The sequence below is a fragment of the Streptomyces sp. NPDC005866 genome (assembly GCF_040629895.1).
Taxonomy (GTDB): Bacteria; Actinomycetota; Actinomycetes; order Streptomycetales; family Streptomycetaceae; genus Streptomyces.
The window spans coordinates 145,033-160,389 of record NZ_JBEXWP010000011.1 but is presented as its reverse complement, the minus strand read 5'-3'; the positions used below and the strand labels follow the sequence as shown (position 1 = coordinate 160,389).

The 15,357-nt window shown below is 71.9% G+C and carries 14 protein-coding genes and 2 pseudogenes; 9 read left to right on the top strand and 7 right to left on the bottom strand.

Annotated features, from left to right (window positions below; all coding sequences use genetic code 11):
• Window positions 1-19 precede the first annotated feature (19 nt).
• From ABZ396_RS18650 to ABZ396_RS18635, 4 genes and pseudogenes are all read left to right on the top strand, one after another.
• On the top strand, window positions 20-478 hold the full coding sequence (locus tag ABZ396_RS18650) for a hypothetical protein (RefSeq protein WP_358920927.1): 459 nt from the start codon (window positions 20-22) through the stop codon (window positions 476-478).
• 156 nt (window positions 479-634) lie between these two features.
• Window positions 635-970 carry a hypothetical protein gene (locus tag ABZ396_RS18645; RefSeq protein WP_358920925.1) on the top strand — a complete coding sequence of 112 codons (336 nt, stop codon included), beginning with the start codon at window positions 635-637 and terminating at the stop codon, window positions 968-970.
• Window positions 971-1,101: 131 nt separating this feature from the next.
• On the top strand, window positions 1,102-2,322 hold the full coding sequence (locus ABZ396_RS18640; RefSeq protein ID WP_358920923.1) for a metallophosphoesterase: 1,221 nt from the start codon (window positions 1,102-1,104) through the stop codon (window positions 2,320-2,322).
• A 30-nt stretch (window positions 2,323-2,352) separates the two neighbouring features.
• Window positions 2,353-2,633: pseudogene (locus tag ABZ396_RS18635) on the top strand (peptidase S8); the annotation flags it as partial.
• Window positions 2,634-2,918: 285 nt separating this feature from the next.
• Here the strand turns inward: ABZ396_RS18635 and ABZ396_RS18630 are convergent.
• Window positions 2,919-3,407 (bottom strand): GNAT family N-acetyltransferase, encoded by a 489-nt coding sequence (locus tag ABZ396_RS18630; RefSeq protein ID WP_358920922.1) that lies wholly within the window; start codon window positions 3,405-3,407, stop codon window positions 2,919-2,921.
• Here ABZ396_RS18630 and ABZ396_RS18625 point away from each other — a divergent pair.
• A complete protein-coding gene (locus ABZ396_RS18625) occupies window positions 3,398-3,595 on the top strand; it encodes a hypothetical protein (RefSeq protein ID WP_358920921.1) in 198 nt (65 codons plus the stop codon). The genes ABZ396_RS18630 and ABZ396_RS18625 overlap by 10 nt on opposite strands.
• 69 nt (window positions 3,596-3,664) lie before the next feature.
• On the opposite strand, the gene ABZ396_RS18620 is transcribed toward ABZ396_RS18625, so the two are convergent.
• The gene (locus ABZ396_RS18620; protein WP_358920920.1) at window positions 3,665-3,841 is read right to left on the bottom strand and encodes a hypothetical protein; all 177 of its coding nucleotides are present in this window, start codon (window positions 3,839-3,841) and stop codon (window positions 3,665-3,667) included.
• A gap of 476 nt (window positions 3,842-4,317) precedes the next feature.
• Between ABZ396_RS18620 and ABZ396_RS18615 the strand changes: the two are divergent.
• Window positions 4,318-4,419: pseudogene (locus tag ABZ396_RS18615) on the top strand (OmpA family protein); the annotation flags it as partial.
• Between the two features lie 51 nt (window positions 4,420-4,470).
• Here the strand turns inward: ABZ396_RS18615 and ABZ396_RS18610 are convergent.
• Window positions 4,471-4,626 carry a hypothetical protein gene (locus tag ABZ396_RS18610; protein ID WP_358920919.1) on the bottom strand — a complete coding sequence of 52 codons (156 nt, stop codon included), beginning with the start codon at window positions 4,624-4,626 and terminating at the stop codon, window positions 4,471-4,473.
• A 96-nt stretch (window positions 4,627-4,722) separates the two neighbouring features.
• Here ABZ396_RS18610 and ABZ396_RS18605 point away from each other — a divergent pair, with 96 nt between their 5' ends.
• Complete coding sequence (locus ABZ396_RS18605; RefSeq protein WP_358920918.1) at window positions 4,723-5,268, top strand: hypothetical protein; 546 nt, start codon at window positions 4,723-4,725, stop codon at window positions 5,266-5,268.
• A 133-nt stretch (window positions 5,269-5,401) separates the two neighbouring features.
• Window positions 5,402-5,539: a hypothetical protein gene (locus ABZ396_RS18600; RefSeq protein WP_358920916.1), complete on the top strand. Its 138-nt coding sequence runs from the start codon at window positions 5,402-5,404 to the stop codon at window positions 5,537-5,539.
• 155 nt (window positions 5,540-5,694) lie between these two features.
• On the opposite strand, the gene ABZ396_RS18595 is transcribed toward ABZ396_RS18600, so the two are convergent.
• Entirely contained in the window at window positions 5,695-6,933 is a 1,239-nt protein-coding gene (locus tag ABZ396_RS18595) for an FAD-dependent oxidoreductase (RefSeq protein ID WP_358920914.1), read from the bottom strand.
• A 208-nt stretch (window positions 6,934-7,141) separates the two neighbouring features.
• On the bottom strand, window positions 7,142-7,714 hold the full coding sequence (locus ABZ396_RS18590; protein ID WP_358920912.1) for a DUF6529 family protein: 573 nt from the start codon (window positions 7,712-7,714) through the stop codon (window positions 7,142-7,144).
• Between the two features lie 1,185 nt (window positions 7,715-8,899).
• Between ABZ396_RS18590 and ABZ396_RS18585 the strand changes: the two genes are divergently transcribed.
• Complete coding sequence (locus ABZ396_RS18585) at window positions 8,900-9,925, top strand: cytochrome P450 (protein ID WP_358920910.1); 1,026 nt, start codon at window positions 8,900-8,902, stop codon at window positions 9,923-9,925.
• A gap of 152 nt (window positions 9,926-10,077) precedes the next feature.
• On the opposite strand, the gene ABZ396_RS18580 is transcribed toward ABZ396_RS18585, so the two are convergent.
• Window positions 10,078-12,513 carry an SWIM zinc finger family protein gene (locus ABZ396_RS18580; protein ID WP_359185035.1) on the bottom strand — a complete coding sequence of 812 codons (2,436 nt, stop codon included), beginning with the start codon at window positions 12,511-12,513 and terminating at the stop codon, window positions 10,078-10,080.
• Window positions 12,510-15,317, bottom strand: coding sequence for a DEAD/DEAH box helicase (locus ABZ396_RS18575; protein ID WP_359185032.1), 2,808 nt, complete (start codon window positions 15,315-15,317; stop codon window positions 12,510-12,512). Before ABZ396_RS18575 ends, ABZ396_RS18580 begins: the two co-directional genes overlap by 4 nt.
• Between the last annotated feature and the right edge of the window lie 40 nt (window positions 15,318-15,357).

Sequence of the window (15,357 nt, the reverse complement as noted above, 5' to 3'; positions counted from 1 at the left end):
AGACCACTGGAGGGATCACATGGCAACCACCCATCCGACGGCCTCAAGCGCTCCCGCGGCGGACAGCACCGCCACGGGCGGCACCAACCAGGACATGAGCCAGCACCACGACGGCCACACCATCACCATCCCGCTCGACAGCGTCGCCCATACCGTGCAAAAAGCGGTCACCTTGCCGGTCACCGCCGCACAGCGCATCCTCCCCGCAAAGGGCGGACTCCCCCTCTACGCCGGCCTCGGCGCCCTCGCCCTCGCAGGCGCACTCGAATGGCCCGTCGCCGCCGGCATCGGCATCGGCTACGCCCTCCTGCGCCGCGGAGGAGCACTCGCACCCCCACCGGCACAGCAGACACCGACGAGCGCAGCCACAAGCGACCAGCCTGCAGCCTCTGAACCAAGCACGGCGGCAGCGCCAGAAGCACACAGCAGCGCACCGGACACGCCCTCGGCTGCAACACCCACGCAACCTTCGGCCTGAGGTCCCTTCCCGCAGCGGGGTGACTTGTCAAGGCCGACAGCCCACTCACCGCCGAGCAGCCGTGTGAGATCACCCCGCACAACACGACGTGAGAAGACGCACCAAAGAGCTCAACGCCGGATGCAGAGGCTGCGGAGTGACGGACGGTTTCCGCACATGGCTGACGCAGTTCTCCAGCGCCCGTACGCCGACATGTGGACGCAGCGTTCGGCGCTCCTCACCGACCAGGCCCTGGCCGCCCTCGCCGACCGTGACCCGGCCGCCGCCGAAGACCTCGCCCACCGTCCGCAGTCCCCGCACTTCACCAACGACACCCGGTCCTGGGCGCTGCCATCCAGGCCGGAATCGACACCAGCCACTGGCGACCAGGTGGAAGACCTGGCGGGCAGCCTCACGGCTCCCCACCTGGCCTACTTCAGCAGATCGCGGTATCCCGCAGAGCGTCGACGACAAGTCTGCCCCCGGTCAGGAGCAGAGTCACCAACCGCGTGAGCCGGGGGCGAACTCGGAGGCCACCTCGCCGCATGGGGCTGCCCACCATGAGCACCCCGTCCGTCCGACCGGACCGGGACGGCGGGATACAGTGCGCGCGACGGCAGCCTGGTTGCTCAAGGAGGGGAAGCGTGACCGACACCAGCGAAACCCGATCCGCCGACAGTGCAGCGCACGCGACTCAGCAGAGCCGACTGCACCGCCTGATGCGCTACCTCCCCCTGGTCGCCCCCGTCCTGCTGTGGACCGTGCCCTGCTGGCTGCTGCTGCACACCGGCCAGCACTGGCCGCTCCCTGTCACGCTCGCCGGTACCGCCCTGTTCGCCCTCGGCCTGGTCGGTATGCCGCTCGCGATGGGGCGCGGCCACGGCCGACGCCAGCAGGACTGGGCGGCGATCGTCGGGGACACCCTGCTGGGCACCATCTGGACCGTGTTCACCTGGTCCGTCGTGCTCGGCGTCCCGCTGCGGCTCGCCCTGACCGTGACCGGCGTCGGTGACGGCCAGGACCGGGCCCGGATCGTCACCTGGGCGGTCCTGGGCGCAGCCACCGTGCTGCTCAGCTGGGGGTACGCCGAGGCCCGCCGGGTACCACGGGTACGCCGCCTGGACGTGCAACTTCCGCGCCTGGGAGCCGGGTTGGACGGCACGCGCGTCGTCCTCATCACCGACACACACTACGGCCCGCTCGACCGCGCCCGCTGGTCGGCGCGGGTCTGCGAGACGGTCAACACGCTCAATGCCGACCTGGTCTGCCACACCGGAGACATCGCGGACGGCACGGCCGAACGCCGCCGCGCCCAGGCCGCCCCACTCGGCACCGTGCAGGCCACCCGGGCCCGGGTCTACGTCACCGGCAACCACGAGTACTACAGCGAGGCCCAGGGCTGGGTCGACCTGATGGACGAGCTGGGCTGGGAGCCGCTGCGCAACCGCCATCTGCTGCTCCAACGCGGTGGCGACACCCTCGTGGTCGCCGGCGTGGATGACGTCACGGCCGAGTCCTCCGGCCTCGCCGGCCACGGCGCCCACCTCGCCGGAGCCCTGCACGGCGCCGACCCCGACTACCCCGTCCTGCTCCTGGCCCACCAGCCCAAGTTCGTCGACCGGGCGGCAGCCGGCGGCGTCGACCTCCAGCTCTCCGGCCACACCCACGGCGGCCAGATCTGGCCCTTCCACCACCTGGTCCGCATCGACCAGCCCGCCCTCGCCGGCCTCAGCCGCCACGGCACCCGCACCCTCCTCTACACCAGCCGTGGCACCGGCTTCTGGGGCCCGCCCTTCCGCGTCTTCGCCCCCAGCGAGATCACCCTGCTCGTACTCCGCTCCCCGCAGCGGCCCCCCACGTCGTAGCGCTGGGCGGGCCGGCGGTTCCGCCTGGAGATGCTGCAGTGCGCCGCCGCCCCGAAGAGGGGCTAGGCATCCTGCGACGCCCTGCGCGTCACCAGCGGCACCACCGCCTTCCAGGAAGAGCAGCGGCGAAGAAGGGCATCGCACCCCAGACCGTCCGGCCGAACGCCGCCGCGGACTCCCCCGCCGGCTACGGCCCCGGCGACCTGCAGTCGGCCTACGGCCTGACCTCCGCCGCCTCCGCCAGCGGCTCCGGCAGGACCATCGCCATCGTCGACGCCTACGACGACCCGAACGCGGAGTCGGACCTGGCCAACACCCACGGCGCTCAGGCTCTGATGCCTCTGTCCGGAGCCTGCCTGTGAACTACGTATTCACGCGGCCGACGTCGATCGTGTGTGGAACGAGCCGAGGTGTACGCGATTTCGATGGCCCTGGGAATGCCGGAGACGAGGGAGTCGCCGGGAGAGGCCGCTGGCGCAGGCGATCCCCCGCCAGCGCAGAGACGACGGCACACACGGAGCGCGCGGCATCCAACTGCTCGTGCATGCCGGCCACCATGCGGGCGAAGCCAGTGCCCTGCGAACCGGCACACCGCGTCATTCCGAAGGAATGCGAAACTCGAATTCGGGACGGTCCCACGGCACGACGGGCGGGTTCGCGAGCGCGGTCCCGGTCCGCACTGCACCGACGCGGTGGTAGAAGTCCTCGGCGGGAACATGCGACACGACCTTGACACGGTCGAGCCCGGCGGCACGGGCCTCGGACTGCATGTGCGCGACGAGCAGCCGTCCAATACCCCGTCCTTGCGCTTCGTCAGCGACGAACAGCAGGTCGAGCTCCGGTGGAGCGAGGACGAGCGAGTAGAATCCGATGACCCGGCCTGCATGCTCGTCGGCGCCGATGGCTACGAAGGCGCGGTGGGCTTCGATGTAATCAGGACCGACCCGGTAGCCCGCCACTGCCGCTGCGTACCTACCCTCGTAGGCGCTTGAGCCACGCACGAGCCGCGTGAGCCGTTTGGCATCCCGCGCGACTGCCCTCCGTATCGTGATCGGCCGGCTGATCGGAGAAGTGCGTGAACTCATCGGGAGAGTATCTCGCACCGGAGAGTGCCTTCCTGCGGCGGGTCGGCTGCTCGGGCAGGCGTTTGCGCACCGCTCCCGGGGACCACTCGTGCGAGCGCAACCGATTGGCGTCGATTCTGCGCCACAAGCTCAACGGCCAGGAGCGCAAAGAACCCCACAGCGCGGACGACGTGCTGCCGCTGCCGTAGGCAACTCCCTGCCCGGCTGGATGGCCTGGGTCGGTGGAGCGGGAGAACCCCACCCAGGCATGGATGGGGTCAGGAGCCGGGGTCGGCCGGCCGGCGGAGTGCGCTGAGGCTCGGCAGGAAGAGGTATTCGCCGCCACGCGTGGTGAGGAAGCGTTCGACGCCGTGCAGGCGGCGCCGGACGGGGTGCTGCGGGATCGTGAAGACGCCCGAGCCGTCGTTGTCGCCGGTGAGCAGATCCTTCTCCACGTCGAGGCCGGTGAAGTTCCCGTCGTTGAAGCCCCCGACCCGGAGGCGGCACCGGAGGAACCCGCGCAGACCGGTCCGGCGGCGGCGGGCGGAATCCGCATCAAATCGCAGGGCTACGACTGATCCCGAAGAAGTCGCGCCACACCACTGTGCAGGTAGCGGGAGGCCGCCTGAAAGCCGAAGTGCTGACGCACTGCGCTCACCGGAGCGCGACCACCCCGTGAAGCCCAGGACCACAAGACCCAGCGGCCGTGAGCAGTCAAGCATCGTCGCTCGTTGAAACGGCGCAGTACCCCGCGTCGTCGCCGCCCCGCTCCTCCGCCTACTCCAGAGCGGCGAGCCGGAGTACAACGGAGCCTCCAGCGCAAGCCCCGATCCGTCATGACCAACTGCACGACGACGCCCCGCCGCAGCACGCCGGCGGGGCGTCGTATCAGGTCCCCCTCTACGCAGGACCCCCGTCGGAGCAGGCCTTGCGGGGCTACGGCGCGCAGTACCCGATCGCCGACGACTCGACGGAAGCGGGCCGCAAGAAGAACCGCCGGGTGGAGGTCACGTTCCCGCGGACGGACGGCTGAGGCGGAGTCGGCCTCGGGCGGCGCGCCGGACCAGGCCCACGACGAGGGTGGTCAGGCAGCCGCGGCGGGGGCGGCGAGCAGGGTCTGGTCGATGCCGGGCGAGTACAGGAAGTGGGCGAGCGCCAGGGACTCCCTTGCGGCGAGTCCGTGCGTCCTGTTGCGGTAGAGCGTGCGCCCCCGGACGTCTCCCGTTTTTGACGTGTGCACGTACGCCTACTGGCAAACACGCGTAGACGTCGGCACACTCCCTTCTGCGCCACCTGCACACCCACAACGTCATCTGCACCAGCAGGAGGAATCCGAATGAGCAGTCCCGCCGCCCAGTTCCGCCTTCGGCTGCAACCGCGCGCCCGGGCCGTGGCCGCCATCCTGGCCGTCGCCCTCACGGTGCTCTTCGCGCCCGGCGTTGGCCTGACGTCGTCACAGAACGCGTACGCCGCCTCCAAGTTGACCCAGGCCCAGGCGGAGAGCATGTTCCGCAGCGCCGGCATCACCTGGTCCTCGTCCGGTAACTGCACGAACCGCAACAACTCCACCTGTACGTCGTTCGAGCAGCTCAACCTCGCCACCGCCCAGGGCGCCGTCACCCTGAAGAAGGCCAGCGGCTGCGCGCTCAACATCACCGGCGGCACCGAGACCGGCCACGCCAGCGGTACCTACTCGCACTGGAACGGCTACAAGCTCGACTTCAGCAAGTACACCTGCGTCGGCAACTACATCAAGACCTACTTCAGCTACTCCGGCCTGCGCGGCGACGGTTACCCGATGTGGACGTCCGGTTCCGGCAACGTCTACACCGACGAAGGCAGCCACTGGGACGTCCTCTACTACAACTGCGGCGGCTGCTGACCGACGCGCCCCCAGCCGATCGATTCCAGGGGACCGGCTGCGCGACAAGGGGAGGGAGCCCAACGTCATTGTCTGAGGACAGAGTTGGACTCCCTCGCCACCGCACTCTGGGCGAAGACCGACGACCTGCTGAATGTGGCACGAGCACCACACCGGCCAGTTCGTCCTGCGCTCGCTGACCGCCTACGACCACTGCCGCCGCTCGGGCGGCCAGGTCCTCGGCGAAGGGCCGGAAGACCAGGGGCACGAGGTACTGCTCATAGGCCGCTGACATGGGCTCGAACCACCGCCGGTCGGCGGCGATTCCCGTCACCCGCCCCCGCGCGCGGCCGGCTTCGCCAGGTACGGGCCGGAACCGCCCCAGCGTCCAGTACGCGCCCCGAGCGCCGCATCCCAGGCCCCTGACTCCCACCGGCCGAAGCCGGGTCAGCCGGTGACGAGCTGGTCGAGAGGCGTGTCCGGGTCGGCGAGCGCGCCGCGGTCGACCTGGCTGCCGGAGCGGACCAACTGCTGGATGGCCTCGTTGACATCCCAGACATTGACGTTCATCCCAGCCAGCACGCGGCCGTCGGCCAGCCAGAACGCCATGAACTCCCGGCGCCCCAAGTCACCTCGGACGACCACGTCGTCGTACCCGCCGGGCTCGGTGTAGCCCCCGTACTCCATGCCGAGGTCGTACTGGTCGGTGAAGAAGTACGGCACCCGGTCGTAGAGCGCGCGCTCGCCCAGCATCGACCGGGCGGCCACAGCGGGCTGGTGGAGGGCGTTGGCCCAGTGCTCCACGCGGATGTGCTTGCCCAGCATCGGGTGGAAGGCGTTGGCCACGTCCCCGGCCACGCAGATGTCCGGGTCCGAGGTGCGCAGTGCCGCGTCGACGACGACGCCGTTGTTCACCTCGAGCCCGGCATCAGCGGCCAAGGCGGTGTTGGGGACGGCGCCGATGCCGACCACGACCGCGTCGGCGTCGATCAGGGAGTCGTCCGCGAGCCGCACCCCGGCGGCCTTACCGCCGCCACCGTTCACAATCTCGGTGACCTGTGCGGTAAGCCGCAGGTCCACGCCGTGCTCTCGGTGAAGGTCGGCGAAGACGGGGGCGATCTGCCGGCCCAGCAGCCGCAGCAAAGGGAGCTCGCCCGGCTCGAGGATGGTCACCTGGACGCCCGCCTCGCGGGCAGCGGCGGCCACCTCAAGGCCGATCCAGCCCCCGCCGACGAACACCATGCGGGAGGAGTGCCGCAAGGTGTGCTTGATGCGTTCGCAGTCTTCGACGCGGCGCAGGTAGAGCACACCGTCCAGGTCGGCGCCGGGAACGTCAAGGCGACGTGGGGAGGCGCCGGTGGCGAGCAGCAGTTTGTCGTAGCCGATCGCCTCACCAGCGGAGGCGGTGACAGCGTGCCCTTCGCGATCGATCGTGGTGACTGTGGCGTCCAGTCGCAGATCGATCTCATGGTCGGTGTACCACTGCGAAGGGTGCACGAAGATCGCCTCGCGGTCCTGCTGGCCCATCAGGTAACCCTTGGACAGCGGCGGCCGCTCGTACGGCAGCTCCGGCTCGTCCCCGAAGAGCACGATACGACCGTCGAAGCCGCGCTCGCGCAGCGCTTCGGCGGCCTTGGCGCCGGCCAGGCTCGCCCCGACGATCACGAAAGTGGGTTTTGCCGTCATGTCGGTCCTACCTCTGCGTGTGGTCGCCACCCCGGTCGTGCGGGCCGGCTGCGAGTGTCGCGGTCGGCTCGTCCCAGTTGGCAAGGTGACGCCCGCTGCCGTGCAGGCGGCCAATGCGGCCGTGAGAAGCAATGGCACAGAGCAAAGCGCTGTCTGATCTGCAACAGGGCTGCCGTGCAGGCCATGGCGGGCCTCGGTGATGGCACGGTCAGAAGCCGGGGGCGGAGCCGACGATGTGCCACAAGGCGGCTGTGTACCACATCAATGCGATGGCGGTGACCAGGACGCCGCCGGCGGTCGGAAGTGCCCAACCGGGCAGTCGGCGGCTGCGTACCACCAGCACCTTGGCGACGAAAGCGCCGTACAGGACGCAGCCCGTGATGGAGTGCACCGCCACTCGGCTGTTCGTGAAGTCAACTCCGTAGGCGGTGATGCAGTGGTAGGAGATGGGCAGCGAGAGCAGAAAGGCAAGGAGGCCGATGAGCCGGTGTGTGGGGTGCACCCGGTGTGGTGCGGCCCCCGCTCCCGGTAGGCGCCCGTACATCCACAGCCCGAGCAGCAGTTGGACGAGCGCGAGTGCCATCAGAGCGCTACCCAGGCGCGCCTTGAGATCGTTGACACCGACGCCGTGCTGCCCGAACAGGCCGGTGGTGTAGTCGGGTGTGTGTGTGCGGCCGAACGCATACACCCCCACCGCGACCGCGACCGGCAGCAAAACAGCCAGAAAGCCCGCCACCGTTCGTGCGGGACGCCGCCTCCGCGCGCCCGTGTGCCCGGTCATCGGTCCCCAATCGATCGGGGTCGACCTTGCTGCCGGATGCGTTTACGGCGTACCACTGTGGCGCCGGACGCGCTGGATTCCTCGCCGTTGGTGTCACCGGCCGTCGTGTCACCCGCGAAGCAGTGCAGCGGGTGCCCGGTGCAGGTCGCTTGAGTGATGGCGTTGGAGCGTTTCGAAGTGGTGATCAGGTTGCTCCTCGCAAACGGGGCGGCCTTGGGCGTGCCGGAGGTGAGCGGCGGCGGCCAGGCCGTGCCAGTGGCGGCGGCCGCGCTGCCGGCTGCGGCCGGGCCCATGTATACGGGGATGCCCGCTGACAGCGCTCCAGACGTGGGCCTGGCGCAGGCGGACGAGAGCGTCCGGCTGGGACAGCCGCTAGCAGCAGCAAGCGGCATGGCGGGAACCGCCGGCACTGTGGCCGCGGCCATTCCTTTCATGAGCGCTCCATGGTGTCGGACGGCGCATCCAGGCAGCCGCCGGCGACGACTCCAGCGGACCTCTTCTCCCAGTTGGCCCCGGCCTCCCGGGTCCTGTCCACTCCAACTGGTCCGCCTGGGCAGTCGCTGCTCCCGGCACCGCGGCGAGGTTGGCTGGCTGCGGGCCCAGCCCACAAGCATGTGCCTTATATCCATGTGTGCGGCTAATGCACAAAATGTGACACACATGACCTATGTGACAATATAAACAGATGTGGCATTCGATGTGAGAGGAGTGCATCATGATCGCCAAGCTGCTCGGCAGGCTGTCGTTCACCCGCCACTACGGTGCGTACGGGGAACACGACTGGCAGGCGTACGCCGGCGACGACAAGGTCTGACCGCACTGCCGGCGGGCGCCCCCGGGCGCCCGCCGGCTCACAGCCACGCTGCCGACGACATCGGCCTTGACAGGTACGACAGTCAGGACGATCTCATGGGCCGAATGAATGAGCCGCCGCGGTTGCCCGAAGGCAGCTTCGCGGCCTGGAGCCGCGACCGGCTGGCACTAGCGCGCCGTGGCGCTGACGAGTGCGGGGACGTCTGGCAGTTGGAGCCGGGTGTCTACGTAGCCGCTACGGCCGGGCCGTGTGAAGAAGTCCTGCGCCGCGCGCAGGACTTCCCCAAGGCGCCCTCGCCTCTCTTCCCGCCGTTGAAGCGGTCGAGCGGAGCACCGACGCCTGAGGCACGTGCCCACGCTCATGCCGCCCGCATGCGAGGACTACGCCCGCAGGCCGTTGCAGCCCGGATCGGTGAGATCGCGCCCCAGACCGCTCAATTTGCTGACCAGTGGCCCACGGGCCAGGACATCGAGATTCTGCCCCCGGTCCGGCACGCCCTGGCAGAGATCGGCGTGAGCTACCTCTTCTCCGAAGACGCTCCCACCCTGCTGCCCTACGCCTCACAGCTCTTCCTGGCCCGGGAGGTGCTCGTACGCCCCTCGCGCTGGGTCTGGCCGCGCTGGATCCCCACACCGGCACGGCGGTTCCGCACGCGGCAGCAAGTCGCCTTCACCAACGCTTTGCGGCCCATCGTCCGCCGGCGCCGTTCATCGGGCCGGCTCGGTGACGACGTGCTGGGACAGATGCTCCGGCCCTCCCCCCACTACGGCCAACTGCCGGAAGATGCCATCCTCGACACTCTCCCCGGAATCACCGTCGCCACCTTCGAGACCCCTTCCCGGGCAGCCGGATGGATCCTGCTCCACCTCGCCCGGCACCCCCAGGCAGCGGGCCGCGTCGCGGCCGAAGCCGCCTTGCTGCCCGCGAACCCGGCCGCGACGACCAGCACCCACCTCGACAGCCTGCAATACACCCAGGCACTGGTACGCGAGGTGCTCCGACTGCACCCTCCGAGCTGGCTACTGACCCGGCGCGTGGCCCGACAGACTCAGCTCGCCGACTACACCATCGACGCCGGGTCCACCGTTCTCGTCTGCCCCTACACCGCCCAGCGCGACGCACGGGAGCACTCCGAGCCGGACCAGTTCCAGCCCGAGCGCTGGCTCGACGATTCGGGCTCGCCGGCGAAACCCGGGGTCTTCCTCTCCTTCGGTACCGGGCCGCATGGCTGCGAGGGAGCCGCTCTGGCCATGGCGATGCTGACGCTCCTGACTGCGCAGACCGCCCGCCGCCACCACCTGAGCGAGCCGCCCGGACCGGGACCCGGCTACCAGGTGACCACCTTCGAAGGTCTCGCAACTGTCGGCTTGCGCCTGCGTGCCACCTTGCGCGACTGAGGGCAGTCCTGCTTTGAGTGACAGGCCGCCTCCACCCGCGAACAGCGAATGTTGATCAAGTTCTCCTTGTCACCGGCTTCTGCCGCGACACCGGCGGACACCGTGTTCGCATTCCTACCGAGGGCACGCTGCGGTAGGCAGTCGGACGTGAATCACCCCTGGAGGTCGTCCGCCGTCCCGAGTCCCGTGAGCGCGCCCACCGGGTCCAGGTCGGGGGTGCCTCTGGGCCACCAGTCGTCGTGGCCGGGTTCGGACTCGTAGGCGTACCACAGGCCGTCGCGGCCCAGCCGGAGCTGGACATGTTCGCGGGGGTGGGTGAGGTGGTTGCGCCAGGGCCGGAAGGCCGGCAGATCGGCGGCCAGGAGCAGGGGTCTGGCCCGGTCGAAGCGGCCGGCCGGCGGATCCCAGGGCTCCTCCAGCACGGCCAGTCCCTCCGGGCCGCCCTGTCGCCAGGCGGCGACGGCGCGCGCCAGGTCGCCCGGGGTTCGGCCGACGGCGTCCGCGAGCGATGCGTAGACGGCGCGTGTGGACGCCGTCAGGCCGGAACCGGGGCGGGCCGCGGCGAGCCGTACCGCGTCCTGCCAGAGGGTCAGTTCACCGACCGGGTCACGTCCGGTGGCGAGCAGGGCGTGGGCGCGGGCGGCGGCGTCCGTGGCGAGCTGGTCCAGCGTGAAGGGGTCGGGTCCACCGGGCACGCCCGGGTACACCGGGGGCTGCTCGGGGTGTGGCGGAACCGGCAACGGGGGCGGCAGCGGCGGAAGTCGACGCGGCACCAGGGCCTCGGTAGCCCGGACGCCGGGCAGGGAGGCCGGCTGCCGCTCCCGGGCCGCGCGGGCGGCGTTGCGCCGGGACAGGGCGTCGATCACCTCGCGCTCCCCGCGACCGCGCAGCAGAAGCAGTACGAACGGGTCGGCGTCCAGCAGTCGCGCGGTCTGGTAGCACAGGGCGGCCGCGTGCTTGCAGGGGTGACCGAAGTCCGGGCAGCTGCAACGGGGTTCGAGCTCCCCGGGCCCCGGCAGCAACGGGATCCCGCTGTCGGCGAGGGCCTGCGGCAGCTCCTTGTCGAGCAACGCGGCGATGTCCCCGGGCCGGTCGGCGGCGGCCTCCAAAAACCGCTCCCACTCGTCTCCGCCGAAGGTACGCAGTCGGACCTGCACGCGATACGGCCGCGGGCGGCTCCCCTGCACATACGCCAGGACCAGTCCCGGGGTCACGGTGATGGCATCCACATGCCCCCGCTCGGCGTAATTCCGGCCCCGCGCGAGCCGCTTGACGTCCAACGCCCCTTCTTCCAGCGCCCGGACCCAGGCATTGCCCCACCAGGTCTCGGCGAAATCCGGACCGGAGGCCCCGGCACGGGAGGGAAAGGAGGGGAAGGTCCGGCGGAGCTCGGTGTCACGGTGGGGGGTGGCCATCGTGCGGGGCAGGCGGGGCGTGGCGGCGGTGGCCGCCGGCCCCGGGTGGCCGGAATCCGTGTTGGGCGCCGCGGGGGCGATCGGCTCCGGCTGGTCGGGGGTCGTGGCCGGTGCGGGGGCGGTCGGCTCCCAGCCACCGGGGGCCAGAGCGGGCCCGGGGGCGCTCGGCTCCGGACGGTCGGGGATCGGGGCGGTCGACTCCGGGTGACCGGGGGCCGGGAACGCGGAGGCAGTCGGCTCCGGGTGACCAGGGACCACGGCGGACGCAGGGGCAGTCGACTCCCGGCGACCGGGACTCGCCGGGAACGCGAAGGCAGTCCGCTCCGGACGGTCGGGGAACGCGGCGGACGCAGGGGCAGTCGACTCCCGGCGACCGGGACTCGCCGGGAACGCGAAGGCAGTCCGCTCCGGACGGTCGGGGACCACGGCGGGCCCCGGGGCGGTCGGCTGCGGACGGCTGAGGGCCACGGCGGGCGTGGGATCCGTTTCTGAGCGCCGCGATGCGGTGAGGTGCGGCCGGTCTTCGTCGAGGCGTTCCGCTGAAGTTCCTTGGTCCGCCGGGGCGTCGGCCTGCGTCGGCTGGTCCGTCTCGGGCTCCTCCCTCGGCATCTGGAACGCGGTCGCCAGGAACTGCCTCAGTTCACGGGCGGTATGTCCGCGAGCCGCCTCCGCCGGGGGCGCCGACGGCAACCGGCGCGCCGCGCGACCCGGGGGCGTCTCCGAGGCCTCCGCCGCTGCCGCCTCTGCCCGCCGCGCTTCCGCCCGCGCCGCACGCAGTGCCTCGCGCGCGACGTCACCGGGCCTGGCGCCCGGTCCGCCGGCAGCGGGGGCCGGCGCACCGGCGTCCGTGAGGCCGGCGCCGGGCACAGCGGCAGCACCCGCGTCGGTGGCGGCACCCACGTCCGCCCCGCCCGCGTCGGAATCGGGTTCGGCGTCCGCCTGCTGCGCCTCCTTCGCGGCGGCAGCCGCCCGCAGCGCCAGCCGCGCGGCGTCACCCGGCCGGGTCTCGCGCTCCGCGGGGGTGCCCGCACCCGGCGCCTCGGACGAAGCCGGGCCTTCTGGCCGCACCGCGGCCGGAGATCCCTCGTCGGCCCCGCTCTCCGCCCCGCGCTCCCGCGCCGCCCGCAACGCCCGCCGTGCCGCGTCGCCCGGCCGCTGCTCGCCCCCGCTCATGACGTCCTCCGCAGCGACACCAGGTCGGACAGCTCGCGGTCCGTCAGTTCCGTCAGGGCGGACTCGCCGGAGCCCAGGATCGCGTCGGCGAGGGCGCGCTTGGCCTCCAGCATCTCGGCGATGCGGTCCTCCACGGTGCCCTCGGTGACCAGGCGGTGGACCTGGACGGGCTGGGTCTGGCCGATGCGGTAGGCGCGGTCGGTGGCCTGCTCCTCCACCGCCGGGTTCCACCAGCGGTCGAAGTGGACGACATGGCCCGCCCGGGTGAGGTTGAGGCCGGTGCCCGCGGCCTTCAGCGACAGCACGAGGACCGGGGTCGCGCCGCTCTGGAAGCGGTCCACCATGCGCTCCCGCTCCGGCACCGGTGTGCCGCCGTGCAGGAGGTCGACCGGGACGGCGCGGGCCTGGAGGTGCGCGGTGATCATGCGGGCCATGCCGACGTACTGGGTGAAGACGAGCGCCGAGCCGTCCTCGGCGAGGACGGTGTCGAGCAGTTCGTCGAGCAGGGTGAGTTTGCCGGAGCGGGCGGCCAGGCCGTCGGCGCGTGTCTCCTCCTTGAGGTACAGCGCGGGGTGGTCGCAGATCTGCTTCAGCGCGCCGAGCAGTTTGAGTACCAGGCCCCGGCGCCCGATGCCCTCCGCCGTCTCGATGGCGAGCATCGATTCACGGACCACCGCCTCGTACAGCGCGGCCTGTTCGCGGGTGAGCGGGACCGGGTGATCCGTCTCCGTCTTGGGCGGCAGCTCGGGGACGATACCCGGGTCGGACTTCTTGCGGCGCAGCAGGAAGGGACGGACCAGGCGGGCGAGCCGGGCCACCGCCTCCTGGTCCTCGCCGTTCTCCACCGCGCGCGCGTGTCGGGCGCGGAAGGACTTCAGCGGGCCGAGGAGTCCGGGGGTGGTCCAGTCGAGCAGGGCCCAGAGTTCGGAGAGGTTGTTCTCCACGGGGGTGCCGGTGAGGGCCACGCGCGCGGGGGTCGGGATGGTGCGCAGCGCCTTGGCGGTGGCCGAGTAGGGGTTCTTGACGTGCTGTGCCTCGTCGGCGACGACCATGCCCCAGGGCTGGTCGGCGAGCCTGGCCGCGGTGGCGCGCATGGTGCCGTACGTGGTGAGGACGAAGCCGCCGTCGAGGCCGTCCAGGGTGCGGCCCTGGCCGTGGAAGCGGCGGACCGGGACGCCGGGCGCGAACCGGGCGATCTCCCGCTGCCAGTTGCCGAGCAGCGAGGCGGGGCAGACCACCAGGGTGGGTTCGGTGCGGGCGCGCTTGAGGTGCAGGGCGATGACGGTGATCGTCTTGCCGAGGCCCATGTCGTCGGCGAGGCAGCCGCCGAGGCCGAGCGAGGTCATGAGGTCGAGCCAGGCCAGGCCCCGCAGCTGGTAGTCGCGCAGGGTGGCGTGCAGGGCGGCGGGCGGCTCGGCGGGCGCGATTCCGGCCGTGAGGCGGTCGCGCAGGGCCGCGAGGAGGCCGACGGGGACAGCCTCGACGGTCTCGCCGTCCACCTCGGCCTCGCCGGTGAGCGCCAGGGAGAGCGCGTCGACCGGGTCGAGCAGGCCCAGTTCGCGCTTGCGGGCCTTGCGGACCAGGGCCGGGTCGACGAGCACCCAGCGGTCCCGCAGCCGGACGACCGGGCGGTGGGCTTCGGCCAGCGCGTCCATCTCGGCGTCGCTGAGCGGGTCGCCGCCGAGCGCCAGCTGCCAGCGGAACTGGAGCAGTTCCTCGCCCTCGAAGAAGCCCGTGCCGTCGGTCGCCGAGCCGGGAGCGGAGCGGACCACGGCGGCCGCAGTGAGGTCCTGGGCCAGGTCACGGGGCCAGTGCACGGCGACCCCGGCCGCCGCGAGCCGGGTCGCGGCCACCCCGAGCAGTTCACCCAGCTCCGCCTCGGACAGGGCGAGTACGTCGGGCACGTCCTGCTCGGCCAGCCGGTCCAGTGGGGGCCACACCCGCGCGGCCCGGCGCACGGCCAGTGCCGCGTCCACCCGCGCGCGGGGACCGAAGGCGGCGTCGGACTGCCCCGACCACAGCGCCGCCGCGTCGGTCACCAGGGTGGGGTCGGCCAGGCTGTGTACCTGGACGATCGCCGCTCCGGCGCGGTGCGCTCCCTCGCCGTCGTCGAACAGGTCGTACGCCGACAGGTCGAGGCGCAGTGAGATCCGCACGCCCGCGTCCATGCCGGCGGCGACCTCCGCGGCCCACTCGTGGGCGTCGGGCAGCCGTTGGGCCTCGCGGGCGGCGAACGGCCTGCCCGCAGTGTGGGGCGCGGCCGGGGTGCGGGGCAGGGTGTCGGCGACCGCGTCCAGGAAGGAGCGGACCAGCGCCTCCGGCTGGGGCAGCCGGAGCGGGCCGGGGCCGGGCAGCGGGACGGCGTGGCCCTCGGCGGGCAGGGCGGCGGCCACCGCGCGCAGGTGGGCGATGTCGTCGGGTTCCAGGGGGCCGGCCCGCCAGGCGTCGTGCCCGGCCGGGGTGAGGCCGGGCAGCAGGCGGCCCCGGGCGGCGAGCCGTAGCGCGTGCTGGGCGGCGGCGCCCCAGCAGGCGGTGGCGGGGTGGGCGGCCGGGTCGCGGCGGGCCCGGACCAGCAGCGGGAGGGCCTCGCCGAGCGGCAGGGTCAGTGCGGGCACCTGCCGGCGGCGGACACCGGCGCCGTGCCGTCGTACGACCGTCAGGTCCTCGGTCGCGGTGCCGGGGAGCGGGGCCCCCTCCGGATCCCAGAAGGCGATACGGCCCTGGCGCGGGAGGTCGGCGGGCAGGTAGATCGCCGCCAGGCGCGGGGGGACGCCGTCAGCAGTCTCGGTCACCGTGCCGCTCATACGTTCTGCCACCTCCCGCCCACATGTCGGATCAGACGTC

Bases quoted from the DNA above. Each gene is read 5' to 3' on its own strand.
- ABZ396_RS18650 (WP_358920927.1), top strand. From the start codon at position 20: ATGGCAACCACCCATCCGACGGCCTCAAGCGCTCCCGCGGCGGACAGC.
- ABZ396_RS18645 (WP_358920925.1), top strand. From the start codon at position 635: ATGGCTGACGCAGTTCTCCAGCGCCCGTACGCCGACATGTGGACGCAG.
- ABZ396_RS18630 (WP_358920922.1), bottom strand. From the start codon at position 3,407: ATGAGTTCACGCACTTCTCCGATCAGCCGGCCGATCACGATACGGAGG.
- ABZ396_RS18605 (WP_358920918.1), top strand. From the start codon at position 4,723: ATGAGCAGTCCCGCCGCCCAGTTCCGCCTTCGGCTGCAACCGCGCGCC.
- ABZ396_RS18600 (WP_358920916.1), top strand. From the start codon at position 5,402: ATGTGGCACGAGCACCACACCGGCCAGTTCGTCCTGCGCTCGCTGACC.
- ABZ396_RS18595 (WP_358920914.1), bottom strand. From the start codon at position 6,933: ATGACGGCAAAACCCACTTTCGTGATCGTCGGGGCGAGCCTGGCCGGC.
- ABZ396_RS18590 (WP_358920912.1), bottom strand. From the start codon at position 7,714: ATGACCGGGCACACGGGCGCGCGGAGGCGGCGTCCCGCACGAACGGTG.
- ABZ396_RS18585 (WP_358920910.1), top strand. From the start codon at position 8,900: ATGCGAGGACTACGCCCGCAGGCCGTTGCAGCCCGGATCGGTGAGATC.
- ABZ396_RS18580 (WP_359185035.1), bottom strand. From the start codon at position 12,513: ATGAGCGGGGGCGAGCAGCGGCCGGGCGACGCGGCACGGCGGGCGTTG.
- ABZ396_RS18575 (WP_359185032.1), bottom strand. From the start codon at position 15,317: ATGAGCGGCACGGTGACCGAGACTGCTGACGGCGTCCCCCCGCGCCTG.